Raw genomic sequence first — 12,699 nt, 5'->3', positions numbered from 1 at the left:
GTGGGAGCGAGCAAGCTCGCTCCCACAGGAGCAGCGGTGAGCTGTGGGAGCGGGATACGATCAGCCGCGATGACGCCCGCGGAAGTAGTTGATCAGGCCTTGGGTCGAGGCGTCTTCGGCTGCGGTTTCTTCGCTGCCCACCAGACGGTTGTAGACACCTTTGCCCAGCTCCTTGCCCAGCTCCACGCCCCACTGGTCAAAGGCGTTGATGCCCCAGACCACGCTTTGTACGAAGACTTTGTGCTCATACAGCGCGACCAGCGCACCGAGGCGGCGCGGGCTGATGCGTTCGACCACCAGGGTGTTGCTCGGACGGTTGCCCGGGATCACCTTGTGAGCGGCCAGTTTCTGGACTTCTGCTTCGCTGGCGCCTTTCTCGCGCAGCTCAGCCTCGGCTTCGGCGCGGGTCTTGCCAAGCATCAGGGCCTGGCTCTGGGACAGGCAGTTGGCGTATAGCCACTGGTGATGGTCAGCAACCGGGTTGAAGCTGACGATCGGCACGATGAAGTCGGCCGGGATGAGTTGGGTGCCTTGGTGGAGCAACTGGTGGTAGGCGTGCTGGCCGTTGCAGCCCACGCCGCCCCAGATGACCGGGCCGGTGTCGGTGGAGACCGGCGTGCCGTCCTGGCGAACGCTCTTGCCATTGGACTCCATGTCCAGCTGTTGCAGGTGCTTGGTGATGTTTCGCAGGTAGTGGTCGTACGGCAGGATGGCGTGGCTTTGCGCACCCCAGAAGTTGCCGTACCACACGCCCAGCAATGCCAGCAGCACCGGCATGTTCTGTTCGAACGGCGCGCTCTGGAAATGCTGGTCCATGGAATAGGCGCCGGACAGCAATTCCTTGAAGTTCGACATGCCGATGGCCAGGGCGATCGGCAGGCCGATGGCTGACCACAGCGAGTAGCGCCCGCCGACCCAGTCCCACATCGGGAAGATGTTTTCTTCACGAATGCCGAATGCCACCGCGGCGGCGTTGTTGCTCGACACCGCGATGAAGTGGCGATACAGCTCCGCTTCCGACCCGCCCTGTGCCAGGTACCAGGCGCGTGCAGCCTGGGCGTTTTTCAGGGTCTCGAGGGTGTTGAACGATTTCGACGAGACAATGAACAGCGTGGTCTCAGCGCGCAGTTTCATCGTCAGCTCGTGAAACTCGCTGCCGTCGATGTTCGCCAGGTAATGGCAGCGAACGCCCTTGTGCGTGTAGGACAACAACGCTTCGGATACCAACTGTGGTCCGAGGAACGAGCCACCGATGCCGATGTTCACCACGTCGGTGATCGGCTTCTCGGTGTAGCCTCGCCACAGGCCGTCGTGGATGCGGCCCACCAGGTCGGTGATCTGGTTCAGCACCTTGTGCACGTCCGGCATCACGTTGACGCCGTTGACCAACAGCTTGTCGCCGACTGGGCGACGCAGGGCGGTGTGCAGGGCGGGGCGGTTTTCCGACGCGTTGATGATCTCGCCTTCGAACAGCGCCTTGATCGCGCCCTGGAGGTCGACTTCGTTCGCCAGGCCCACCAGCAGGTCGCGGGTCTGGGCGTTGATCAGGTTCTTCGAATAGTCGAGAAACAGGCCACAGCTTGACAGGGTGAATTGGTTGAAACGCTGCGGATCGGCATTGAACGCTTCGCGCATGCTGAAATCCTGCATGGCTTTGCGGTGGTCATTCAGCGCTTGCCAGGCGGGCAGAGCGGTCACGTCTTGAGGAGTTCGGTAATACGCCATCGCTGCGGGTTTCCTTTTTACTTGAACGACCTTTTGTACACTAAAAATTCCGGCTCGGCTCGAAGCGGGCGTCCGGACAACTGCGTCGACACGATCGCCAGGCACAGGGCGACTACAGTAAACCTCGCGTTGCGATCTGTCTTGACTTTGTCTGACAGTTTCCCGGTACTTTTTTATACAACTTGAGCGGGAAGGCGCCGACAGACGGAGATAATCAACTGTGGGAACGAGCTTGCTCGCCCCCACAGGGGAGAAGGGGTGAAGCGGGTGTTTCGATCAGGCAACCTGGACCGGAATGGCGTTGCTGGTGTGGCTCAGTTCGTTGCCCGGCGCCATATACAGCATGCGCGGCTTGAAATTGAGCAGCTCGGCTTCGCTGTAATGAGCGTAGGCGCAGATGATGACGCGATCACCCACCTTGGCTTTGTGCGCGGCGGCGCCGTTGACGGAAATCATCCGCGAGCCTTCCTCGCCACGGATAGCGTAGGTGGTGAAACGCTCGCCGTTGTCGACGTTATAGATCTGGATCTGTTCGTATTCGCGGATACCCGACAGGTCCAGCCATTCACCGTCAATGGCGCAGGAGCCTTCGTAATCGAGCACGGCGTGAGTGACTTCGGCGCGGTGCAGCTTGGCCTTGAGCATGATGGCGTGCATGGGTGTTTCCTCTGGTCGGGTCCAAACGGCGGGCAGTTTGCCCGAAGGCAGCCGAAGCGGCAATAACGCCGCATGACCCCTGCGGGAGCGAGCTGGTTCGCAATGGCGGCGGGTCAGTTGACATGGATGTCGCCTGGCGAATCGCTATCGCGAGCAAGCTCGCTTGTACACAAGGTTTTGGGATATCAGGCGGGAACGTCGAGATCCAGGTGCAGGTTGTCGATCAACCGTGTCGTGCCCAGGAATGCGGCGGCCAGGATGACCAGGTCGCGATCCTCGTTCACAGCCGGGCGCAAGGTCTTGGCGTGGCGGATTTCCAGGTAGTCGGGGCGCAGGCCGGCCGCTTCGAGTTGCTTGAGGTGCTCGCCGATCAATGCCGGATAATCCCGATGCCCCTGCTGGATGGCTTCGGCGATCTTGCTCAGGACGCCGTAGACCACTGGCGCGACGGCACGCTGCTCAGGGCTGAGGAAACCGTTGCGCGATGACAGCGCCAGGCCGTCTTCGGCGCGGACGGTCGGCTCGCCGATGATCTGGATGGGCATGTTCAGGTCATGGACCAGCGCGCGGATCACCGCCAGTTGCTGGAAGTCTTTCTGGCCGAACACTGCCAGGTCCGGCTGGACCATGTTGAACAATTTGCTGACCACCGTTGCCACACCCTCGAAATGCCCCGGACGGCTGGCGCCGCAGAGGCCTTCGGACAACTGCGGGACGCTGACCCGGGTCTGTCCGGCCATGCCGTCGGGATACATCTCCTCGACACTGGGCGCGAACAGCAGGTGGCATCCGGCCTGGAGCAGTTTTTCCTGGTCCGCGGCGAGGGTGCGGGGATATTTGTCCAGGTCTTCGCCCGCGCCGAATTGCAGCGGGTTGACGAAGATACTCGCCACGACGAAATCGGCTCGCTGCGAGGCTTTGGTCACCAGGGCGATGTGGCCGCTGTGCAGGTTGCCCATGGTCGGAACGAAGGCGATGCGCTTGCCCTCGCCGCGGGCGCGGGCCACGGCGGCCCGGAGTTCGCGTACGGTCTTGACGGTGTTCATGCGGAGAATCCGTGTTCGGCGCCAGGGAAGGACGCCGCCTTCACTTCGGCGACATAGGCTTGCAGCGCTGCCTGGATAGAGGGTTGCCCAGCCATGAAGTTTTTCACGAATTTCGGCACGCGACCGGTGATCGACAGCCCGAGCATGTCGTGGAGCACCAGCACCTGGCCGTCGGTGGCGTTGCCGGCGCCGATGCCGATCACTGGGATGTTCACCGCCTGGGTAATTTCCTGGGCCAACTCGCTTGGCACGCATTCGAGCAGCAGCATGGCCGCCCCGGCCTGTTCCAGCGCAATTGCATCGGCACGCATCTGCCGCGCCTGGTTTTCGCTGCGGCCCTGCACCTTGTAGCCCCCGAGGATATTCACCGCCTGGGGGGTAAGGCCCAGGTGTGCGCACACCGGGATACCACGCTCGGCCAGCAGGCGGATCGAGTCGGCCAGCCACAACGCGCCTTCGATCTTGACCATGTGCGCGCCGGCCTGCATCAGCATGGCGCTGTTGGTCATCGTTTGTTCAAGGGTGGCGTAGGCCATGAAGGGCAGGTCGGCAAGGATCAGCGCATCGGTGTTACCGCGTTTGACGGCGGCTACGTGATAGGCCATCTCGGCGGTTGTCACCGGCAAGGTGCTGTCGTGACCTTGCAGCACCATGCCGAGGGAATCGCCCACCAGCAACACTTCGACACCGGCCTCGTTACAGGCATGGGCGAAGGTGGCGTCATAGCAGGTCAGCATGGTGATCTTTTCACCTTTTTGCTTGAGACCTTGCAGCGTGGTCAGGGTAATAGCTGGCATGAAAAAGTCCTCATTAGGCGCTCTAATACAGGCGCACCTTCTAAGCGTGGTGCTTGTAAGGCCTGGATTGCGCCCATTAGCGCCGCGTTGGCGGCGACGGGACGCCTATAGTCGTGAGGAGTACCGGGGAAGTCAATTGGATGTGTTACCGCCGGGTGTTACCGCGGTTACTGATGCGTTTCAGCGTCGAGACACGTCCCGGATCTGACTGCTTGGTCGCGGATCACAGGGGGATTTGTGTCAGTTCGGGGGTAGGCGTTCCAGGCCGACGAATGGGCACGCTGCAAGGAGGTCCCTGAGCAGGCGTCCATCGGCCAGGCGCAGGTCGGCGGGCGCCAACTCTGCCAGGGGATAAAGCACGAAGGCCCGGGCTTGCATGTGGTAGTGCGGGACCTTGAGGCGGGGTTCGTCGATCAGCCGATCACCAAACAGCAGGATATCCAGGTCCAGTGTTCTCGGGCCCCAGCGCTCCAGGCGCTCGCGACCCTGTCCGGTTTCGATGGCTTGCAGTGCATCGAGCAGGTCCAGCGGTGCCAGGCGGCTGTCCAGCGCCGCCACCGCGTTGGTGTAGCGTGGCTGGCCGGGCAGTAGGGAATCGCTTTGATAAAACGCCGAAACCCCAACCAGTAGGGTGTCGGGCAATTGCGCCAGCGCCTGGATGGCGCTGCGCAATTGTTCGGCGGGCTCGGCCAGGTTGCTGCCCATGCCGACGTAGATGCGTTCCATCGCTTATTCGCCCGAGGCGCTCGGTACACCGGCACGCTTGCGCTTGGCACCGCTACTGCGACGGCGCTTGCGTGGGCCACTGGTGCCGTCATCCTTGCCGCTGAGCTCACGAATCATGTCGCGGCGTTCGCTTTCATTGGCGTCCTGGTAATCGGTCCACCACTCGCCCAGGCCATCGGTCTGTTCGCCGGCGCTTTCGCGCAGCAGCAGGAAGTCGTAGCCGGCGCGGAAACGTGGGTTGTCCAGCAGCAGGTCGGCACGTTTGCCGCTGCGCCGGGGAAGGCGTTCCTGCATGTCCCAGATTTCGCGGATCGGCATCGTGAAGCGTTTTGGAATGGCGATACGCTGGCACTGTTCGGCAATCAACTCGTGAGCGGCTTCCTGCATCGCCGGGATCGGCGGCATACCGCGTTCCTGCAGCCGCAAAACGCGGGCGGGAAGGGCCGGCCAGAGCAAGGCGGCGAACAGGAACGCCGGAGTCACCGGTTTGTTCTGCTTGATGCGCAGGTCGGTGTTGATCAGTGCTTCGCTGATCAAGGTGTGGGTGTAGGTCGGGTTGTGTTCCAGCGCCTCGGCACTGGCCGGGAACAGCGGGTCGAACAGTTGCAGGTCGACGAGCATCTCGAAGGTGTCTGCGGCATTGCCCGAAAGGAACAGCTTGAGCACTTCTTCGAACAGGCGTGCCGAAGGAATTTCCCTGAGCATGGGTGCCAGGTCGCGAATCGGCAGGGCGCTGTGCTTCTCGATGCCGAAATCCAGCTTGGCGGCAAAGCGCACGGCTCGCAGCATGCGCACCGGGTCTTCCTGGTAGCGCTGCTTGGGGTCGCCGATCAGGCGAATGAGCCGATTTCGGATGTCGTGTACGCCGTTGGCGTAATCGAGGATGCGCTCGCTGACCGGATCGTAATACAAGGCGTTGATGGTGAAGTCACGGCGTTGCGCGTCTTCTTCCAGCGTGCCGTAGACGTTATCGCGCAGGATGCGTCCGCTTTCGTTGCGAGAAGACTGGTTGCTGTCTTCGTCTTCATCACTCTGCGGATGGTTGGCACGGAAAGTCGCCACTTCGATGATTTCGCGGCCGAAGTGGATATGCACCAGCTTGAAGCGGCGCCCGATGATTCGCGCGTTGCGGAATTCGGCGCGTATCTGCTCAGGCGTGGCGCTGGTGGCGACGTCGAAATCCTTGGGGGTGATATTCAGCAGCATGTCGCGCACGCACCCACCGACCAGGTAAGCCTGGTAACCGGCGTTCTGCAGGCGTTCGACGATGTTCACCGCGTAACGGCTGAATTGTGCCTTTTGCAACGAATGCTGGCCGCTATTGAGCACTTCAGGCGTGCTGCGTATGTGTTGCGTACGACGCAAGGGAGAACGGAATGACTGGAACAGCTTCTTCAGCATGGGATGCACTGTTTGAAGGAATATTCGGCCATAAACGAAGAATGGCCGCATGATGGGCGGGGATTCTAGCATTTAGTCAAGGGATGGTGTAGGACACAGGAGTTTTGAGTTGCAAGCTTCGAGCGACAAGCTTGTAGGACGCGGAGAAGGAGGAACGACAGAAACCACAAGGGGAGCCGAAGCTCCCCCAGAATTAGTTGCGTGCTCTGTTTTTATTATTGGTTTCGGGCTTCTTGTTTTTGTTGAGTGCCCGCGCCACGAGGTTTTCCCTTCGTGACCCTCCCAATCGGGAGCCAAGAGCAAACGGATTGCTTTGGTCGCTGTGTTGCAGTGATCAATCGATCCAACCAGTTCAGGCACCTGTCTTGAGACAGTTTTTATTGTTCTCGGCCTGGTTGTGGGGCAAGCCCCAAATACAACGCCTCTCCAAAAGAATCAGTTAGCTACGCCTCTCGCCGTCTTGTTTTTATTGTGCGTGAGTCGATTCGTCTTATTTTTATTGTCTTGTGCATTGCTTGTTGTTGTTCTTGTACCAAAGCTATAGCAGGGTGCGTGCCAACTTTTGCAAGGTCCAGTGAAAACGGGGGTTCCGTAGTCGTGTCGCGATTTTCGGGGCGAAAAAAAGCCGGGGTTTCGTTACCGTAAACCCCGGCTTTTGTTACGTGAAAAAGCTGAGGTAACAGTTTTTTCACATCCAACGGTGTTACCTGGGCACCTCAGCTTTCGCTGGTGGCCCCGGTCTTGCGCCGTGGAATCCCCAGGCGCTGACGGCGTTCCCACAGGCATTTTCGGCTTACGCCCAGCTTGCGTGCCAGTTCCGTCTCGGTCATGTGGTCCTGGTGCTCCAGGACGAAATGCTGGAAGTAGTCTTCCAGTGACAGGTCCTCGGTGGGCTCATGGCTGGTGTTGTTCGCGCCGTTCTGTTGCGGCGCCAGCCCGATGAACTCTTCATCGTCCAGGTCGCTCAGCTCGATATCGATGCCCAGCAGGTCGGCGGAGATTTCCGGGCTCTCGCACAGGATCACCGCGCGCTCCACGGCGTTTTCCAGCTCCCGTACGTTACCGGGCCAGGCGTAATGACGAATGGCCTGCTCGGCGTCCGGGGCAAACTTGAGGTCGGTGCGGTTGACCCGCGCGCTCTGGCGGGCAAGGAACGCATTGGCGATTTCATTGACGTCCGCGCCACGTTCGCGCAGAGGCGGTAACTTCAACGCGATGACGTGCAGGCGGTAATACAAGTCTTCGCGGAACTGGCCGATCTTCGCCAGGTTCTTTAGGTCCCGATGGGTCGCCGCGATCAGGCGCACATCGACCTTCTGCGATTGCACGGAGCCGACTCGACGAATCTCGCCTTCCTGCAGCACGCGTAGCAGCCGTGCCTGGGCTTCCAGGGGCAGCTCGCCGATCTCATCGAGAAACAACGTGCCGCCGTCCGCCGCTTCAACGAGGCCGGCGCGTCCGGCGCTGGCGCCTGTGAACGCACCTTTTTCATGGCCGAACAGCTCGGACTCGATGAGGCTTTCCGGGATGGCTGCGCAGTTCACCGAGATCATCGGGGCCTTGGCTCGGCGGGACAGGTTGTGCAGCGCCCTGGCCACCAGTTCCTTGCCGGTGCCGGACTCACCCTGGATCAGCACGTTGGAGTCGGTCGGTGCCACTTTTCGGATCTTGCCGTAGAGGTCCTGCATTGGCGGGCAAGAGCCGATGATACCGATTTCGCCGTTACTGTTGCTGGCGCCTACTTTGCCGGACGCCACGGTCTTGCCGTTCGTCGCTTCCGTGGGTTGGTTGCTCGCCGTCTGTCGGTCTCGCAGTATTCGGGCCACGGCCTGGAGCATCTCGTCGTGATCGAAAGGCTTGGCGATGTAGTCCACCGCGCCCATCTTCATCGAATCGACCGCCGAGCGAAGGCTGGCGTAACTGGTCATGATCAGCACGGGCGTGCCCTGGCCGAGCTTGATCAGCTCGGTACCCGGGGCGCCAGGCAGGCGCAGGTCACTGACGATGAGGTCAAACGTTGGAATACTGAAGCGTTCTTGTGCTTCCTGCACGGAACCGGCTTCGCTGACCTGGTACTGGTTGCGTTCCAGCAGGCGGCGCAAGGCGGAGCGGATAATTGTTTCGTCTTCGACGATCAAAATGTGCGGCATTGATTCGATTCTCTCGACGGTCTCAGTTCACAGCGGACGTCGCTTCGACATGACGCGGCAAGGTCACCCGTATACGGGTGCCGCGTTGGCTCTGAACATCGGCCGGGCTGTCGATGGTGATTTGTCCATAATGCTCTTCAACGATGGAATAGACCAGTGCGAGGCCCAGACCGGTGCCTTCGCCAGGATCCTTGGTGGTGAAGAAGGGTTCGAACAATCGGTCCATGATGTTCTGTGGAATACCGCTGCCTTCGTCTTCGACGATCAGGTCGACCGTGTGTTCGAAAGCCTCGCTCTTGACCCGTACCGCGCTGCCGGCCGGTGAAGCGTCGCGCGCGTTGGACAATAGGTTGATCAGCACCTGGGCGAGCCGTTGGGGGTCGCCGTCGACCCAGTGTTCCGGGTCGCACAGATTGAAGAACTGGACTTCAAAGTTGCGTCGGTTGAGCGCCAGCAGGCCGATGGCGTCCTGCGCCACTTCGGCCAGGCATACCGGCTCGTCGTTGTGCTGGTGACCGCCGGCATGGGCGAAGCTCATCAGCGATTGGACGATGCGCGACACGCGCTTGGTCTGCTCGAGGATCTGGCCGCTGATTTCCGTCAGTTCCCCGTCGTCCTCGCGCTCTTCGCGCAGGTTCTGCGCCAGGCAGGCGATGCCGGTGATCGGGTTGCCGATTTCGTGGGCCACCCCGGCGGCCAGCCGACCGATACTGGCCAGGCGCTCGGAGTGGACCAGCTTGTCTTCGAGCATCTGAGTGTCGGTCAGGTCTTCCACCAGCAGCACCAGGCCGCTATTGCCCGGTGCCAACGGCTCGTCGATTGCTGCCTTGTGCAGGTTCAACCAGCGGGTCTGCCCGTCCAGGGCCAGGTGTTGTTTGTGCAAGTGCTCATCCGGCAGGTCGATGAAACCCTGCAGCAAGCCTTTCCATGGCTCGCCCAACGTGCTCAGGCGTGAGCCGACCACCCGCTGGGCGGCGATTCCGGTCAGCTCTTCCATGGCCCTGTTCCACATCAGGATCTCTTGATCCTTGGCCAGGGAACACACGCCCATCGGCAGTTCTTGCAAAGTCTGGCGATGGTAACGACGCAAGGCGTCCAGCTCGGCGGCCAGGCCGGTGAGCCGCGAGTGGTAATCCTCCAGGCGGCTCTCGATGAAATGGATGTCTTCGGTGACATAGTTCTCGCCGCCGGCCTTGTAGGGCAGGAATGTCTCGACCATGTCCTGGGCGACGCTGGGGCCCATCAGGCCGGACAGGTTGGCTTCGATCCGGTCGCGCAAACGGCGCAGGGCGTAAGGGCGGCGTTCATCGAAGGGCAGGTAGAGATCGCGCAGAGCCTGTTCGACTTCTTTTTGCGCGGCCTTGGCGCCGAGGGGCTTGGCCAGTTGGGTGGCGAATTCCTGGGGTGAGGCCGCGTGCAGTTCACGGCGTTGCGGGCGTCGGACGTTATCCACCGCGCAGGCTTCGGCGGCGCTGGCTTCTTCGCTGCTGGCGTTGGTGAACAATGAAATCAGGGTGAACATCAACACGTTTGCCGCCAGCGAGGCGATGGCCGCCATATGCCAGCTGGTGTCGTCGAGCACATAGATCATGTTCAGCAGGGGGATATAAAAGCCCTGCAGGTTACCCATCAACGGCAGCAGCATCGCGACCAGCCAGACCAGGATTCCCGCCAGCAATCCGGCAATGAAGCCGCGCCGGTTGGCGGTCGGCCAATACAGCACCGACAACACGCCGGGCAGGAATTGCAGGGTGGCGACGAACGCGACGATGCCCAGGTTCGCCAGGTCCTGTCCGTCACCTAGCATGAGATAGAACCCGTAGCCGGCCATGATGATCGCGACGATCAGCGCACGGCGGGTCCATTTCAGCCAGCGGTAGATGTTTCCTTCCGCAGGTGGCTGGTAGAGCGGCAGTACCAGGTGGTTGAGGGCCATGCCCGACAGCGCCAACGTGGTCACGATGATCAAGCCGCTGGCTGCTGAAAGACCGCCGACATAGGCCAGCAAGGCCAGCGCCTCGTTATTGGCTGCGATGCCGATGCCGAGGGTGAAGTACTCCGGATTGGTGCTGGCGCCCAGCTTCAGTCCCGCCCACAGGATCAGCGGCACCGCCAGGCTCATCAACAGCAGGAACAACGGCAGGCCCCAACTGGCGCTGACCAGCGAGCGCGGATTGAGGTTCTCGGTGAAGGTCATGTGGTACATGTGCGGCATCACGATCGCAGAGGCGAAGAACACCAGCAGCAGCGTACGCCACGGGCCTTCTTGCAGCGGTGTATGCAAGGCGGCAAGGGCGGTCTGGTTCTGCAGCAGCCAAAGCTCAAGCTGCTGCGGGCCATCGAACACACCATACAGGGCATAGAGCCCAACGCCGCCGATGGCGATCAGCTTGATCACCGACTCAAAGGCAATCGCAAAGACCAGGCCTTCATGTTTTTCCCGGGTGGCGATGTGTCGCGAGCCGAAGAAAATCGTGAACAGGATGATCAGGACGCAGAAGCTCAAGGCGACGCGGTGTTGCACCGGCTCACGGGTCAGGATGCTGATGGAGTCGGCGACGGCTTGCATCTGCAAGGCCAGCAAGGGCAACACGCCGACCAGCATGAAGATAGTTGTCAGCGCGCCGGCCCAGGTGCTGCGGAAACGAAAGGCGAACAGGTCGGCCAATGACGACAGTTGATAGGTGCGAGTGATTTTCAGGATCGGATAGAGCAACACCGGCGCCAATAGGAACGCGCCGGACACCCCGAGGTAACTGGACAGGAAACCATAGCCGTACTGGTAGGCCAGGCCGACGGTGCCATAGAACGCCCATGCACTGGCATAGACACCCAGCGAAAGGGTATAGGTCAGCGGGTGGCGAATGATCGCGCGCGGGATCATGCCTCGTTCGCTGATCCAGGCCACGCCGAACAGCACCGCCAGGTAGGCGGCGCTGATCAGGATCATCTGGGTCAGGCTAAAGCTCATCGGCATCTTTTTGGCTCTGCAGGATGAAGGTCACGACGATCAGGATCAGCCAGAGCAGATACGGCCGATACCAGGCACCCGTGGCATCGATCCACCAATCCATGATGGCCGGGGAGAACAGGTAAATCCCCACTACCAGGAGCAGGACCAAGCGATAGATGTACATCCCGGCCTCTCTTTTTTAAGCGCGTGCCCGAAAACGTGCGGCGATGGTAACGGATGGGCGCGAAGCTGCAAGGGCCGTCAACGTATTTGCGCTTCGGGCAGGCTCGGCGTGCGAGGGATCTTGCCCGCGTCCCAGTGGCGAATGCCGCAGGCCAGCAGCTCCCGTGGGCTGGCATCGACCAGTTCGAGGCCCGGTTGCTGGCCCAGCGCGCGCAATGCCCGCAACAGCAGCGGCGTGGCCTGGTCGGCCGTCAGGGGTGGCGAGCGATAGGATTTGCCGAGTTTGTGCCCGTCCGGCTGGGTGATGAGCGGCACATGCAGATAACGCGGTTGTGGCAACCCCAGCAGTTCCTGCAAGTACAGTTGGCGCGGCGTGGAGTCCAGCAGGTCGGCGCCGCGGACAATATCGGTGACGCCCTGCCAGGCGTCGTCCAGAACCACGGCCAATTGGTAGGCATAGAGCCCGTCGCGGCGGCGAATCACAAAGTCGCCGGCCTCGCGGCCCAAGTGTTGGCGGAATTCGCCTTGGACGCGATCGACGAAGTGGTATTGGAGTTCGGGAACGCGCAGCCGGATCGCGGCGCCCTCGGTGCCGTGTCCGGCGTTGCGGCACAGGCCCGGGTAAATGCCTTGGTACGGTTCCAGTTGCTTGCGCGAACAGATGCAGGCGTAGGCCAGGCCTTGGCTGAGCAACCGATCGATAACCTGCTGGTAGGCGCCGTGGCGCTCGCTCTGGCGCACCATTTCGCCGTCCCACTCAAATCCATAGCTTTCCAGCGCCTTGAGAATCGCCGCTTGCGCGCTTGGTTCTTCCCGGGGCGGGTCGAGGTCTTCCATGCGCAACAACCAGCGTCCGCCCACGGCCCGGGCGTCGAGATACGATGCCAGCGCGGCGACCAGCGAGCCGAAATGCAGGTGACCGCTGGGGGTGGGTGCGAAGCGTCCGATGTAGTCAGTCATAGGGCGAATGTTATGGGGTCCGGGCGCAAGGCGTGCAAATCTTGATGACGAAGCATAATTCCCTGTGGGGAGCGAGCTTGCTCGCGATAGTGGAGGGTCAG

General features: G+C 61.3%; 10 protein-coding genes. All 10 read right to left on the bottom strand.

Annotation, left to right across the window (positions count from 1 at the left end):
• Positions 1–60: 60 nt before the first annotated feature.
• The gene (gene pgi, locus J3P79_RS22575; RefSeq protein WP_434605744.1) at positions 61–1,725 is read right to left on the bottom strand and encodes a glucose-6-phosphate isomerase; all 1,665 of its coding nucleotides are present in this window, start codon (positions 1,723–1,725) and stop codon (positions 61–63) included.
• A 276-nt stretch (positions 1,726–2,001) separates the two neighbouring features.
• Complete coding sequence (panD, locus tag J3P79_RS22570; protein ID WP_003228271.1) at positions 2,002–2,382, bottom strand: aspartate 1-decarboxylase; 381 nt, start codon at positions 2,380–2,382, stop codon at positions 2,002–2,004.
• Between the two features lie 185 nt (positions 2,383–2,567).
• Positions 2,568–3,428 (bottom strand): pantoate--beta-alanine ligase, encoded by an 861-nt coding sequence (panC, locus tag J3P79_RS22565; RefSeq protein ID WP_434605742.1) that lies wholly within the window; start codon positions 3,426–3,428, stop codon positions 2,568–2,570.
• On the bottom strand, positions 3,425–4,225 hold the full coding sequence (gene panB / locus J3P79_RS22560; RefSeq protein ID WP_039593861.1) for a 3-methyl-2-oxobutanoate hydroxymethyltransferase: 801 nt from the start codon (positions 4,223–4,225) through the stop codon (positions 3,425–3,427). The genes panC and panB overlap by 4 nt, the downstream gene beginning before the upstream one ends.
• Before the next feature lie 240 nt (positions 4,226–4,465).
• A complete protein-coding gene (folK, locus tag J3P79_RS22555) occupies positions 4,466–4,951 on the bottom strand; it encodes a 2-amino-4-hydroxy-6-hydroxymethyldihydropteridine diphosphokinase (protein ID WP_434605741.1) in 486 nt (161 codons plus the stop codon).
• 3 nt (positions 4,952–4,954) lie between these two features.
• A complete protein-coding gene (locus J3P79_RS22550; protein WP_434605740.1) occupies positions 4,955–6,352 on the bottom strand; it encodes a polynucleotide adenylyltransferase PcnB in 1,398 nt (465 codons plus the stop codon).
• A 716-nt stretch (positions 6,353–7,068) separates the two neighbouring features.
• On the bottom strand, positions 7,069–8,502 hold the full coding sequence (locus J3P79_RS22545; RefSeq protein WP_434605739.1) for a sigma-54-dependent transcriptional regulator: 1,434 nt from the start codon (positions 8,500–8,502) through the stop codon (positions 7,069–7,071).
• Between the two features lie 22 nt (positions 8,503–8,524).
• The gene (locus J3P79_RS22540) at positions 8,525–11,479 is read right to left on the bottom strand and encodes a sensor histidine kinase (RefSeq protein WP_162488976.1); all 2,955 of its coding nucleotides are present in this window, start codon (positions 11,477–11,479) and stop codon (positions 8,525–8,527) included.
• The gene (locus J3P79_RS22535; protein WP_003176118.1) at positions 11,463–11,639 is read right to left on the bottom strand and encodes a hypothetical protein; all 177 of its coding nucleotides are present in this window, start codon (positions 11,637–11,639) and stop codon (positions 11,463–11,465) included. The genes J3P79_RS22540 and J3P79_RS22535 overlap by 17 nt, the downstream gene beginning before the upstream one ends.
• 77 nt (positions 11,640–11,716) lie before the next feature.
• On the bottom strand, positions 11,717–12,598 hold the full coding sequence (gene gluQRS, locus J3P79_RS22530) for a tRNA glutamyl-Q(34) synthetase GluQRS (protein WP_434605738.1): 882 nt from the start codon (positions 12,596–12,598) through the stop codon (positions 11,717–11,719).
• Between the last annotated feature and the right edge of the window lie 101 nt (positions 12,599–12,699).

Origin of the sequence: Pseudomonas sp. R1-7, assembly GCF_051132105.1 — a bacterium.
GTDB lineage: Bacteria > Pseudomonadota > Gammaproteobacteria > Pseudomonadales > Pseudomonadaceae > Aquipseudomonas.
The sequence above is the reverse complement of the archived record's forward strand: the minus strand, read 5'-3'. Positions and strand labels throughout refer to the sequence as shown.

Bases quoted from the DNA above. Each gene is read 5' to 3' on its own strand.
- pgi (WP_434605744.1), bottom strand. From the start codon at position 1,725: ATGGCGTATTACCGAACTCCTCAAGACGTGACCGCTCTGCCCGCCTGG.
- panD (WP_003228271.1), bottom strand. From the start codon at position 2,382: ATGCACGCCATCATGCTCAAGGCCAAGCTGCACCGCGCCGAAGTCACT.
- panC (WP_434605742.1), bottom strand. From the start codon at position 3,428: ATGAACACCGTCAAGACCGTACGCGAACTCCGGGCCGCCGTGGCCCGC.
- panB (WP_039593861.1), bottom strand. From the start codon at position 4,225: ATGCCAGCTATTACCCTGACCACGCTGCAAGGTCTCAAGCAAAAAGGT.
- folK (WP_434605741.1), bottom strand. From the start codon at position 4,951: ATGGAACGCATCTACGTCGGCATGGGCAGCAACCTGGCCGAGCCCGCC.
- J3P79_RS22550 (WP_434605740.1), bottom strand. From the start codon at position 6,352: ATGCTGAAGAAGCTGTTCCAGTCATTCCGTTCTCCCTTGCGTCGTACG.
- J3P79_RS22545 (WP_434605739.1), bottom strand. From the start codon at position 8,502: ATGCCGCACATTTTGATCGTCGAAGACGAAACAATTATCCGCTCCGCC.
- J3P79_RS22540 (WP_162488976.1), bottom strand. From the start codon at position 11,479: ATGCCGATGAGCTTTAGCCTGACCCAGATGATCCTGATCAGCGCCGCC.
- J3P79_RS22535 (WP_003176118.1), bottom strand. From the start codon at position 11,639: ATGTACATCTATCGCTTGGTCCTGCTCCTGGTAGTGGGGATTTACCTG.
- gluQRS (WP_434605738.1), bottom strand. From the start codon at position 12,598: ATGACTGACTACATCGGACGCTTCGCACCCACCCCCAGCGGTCACCTG.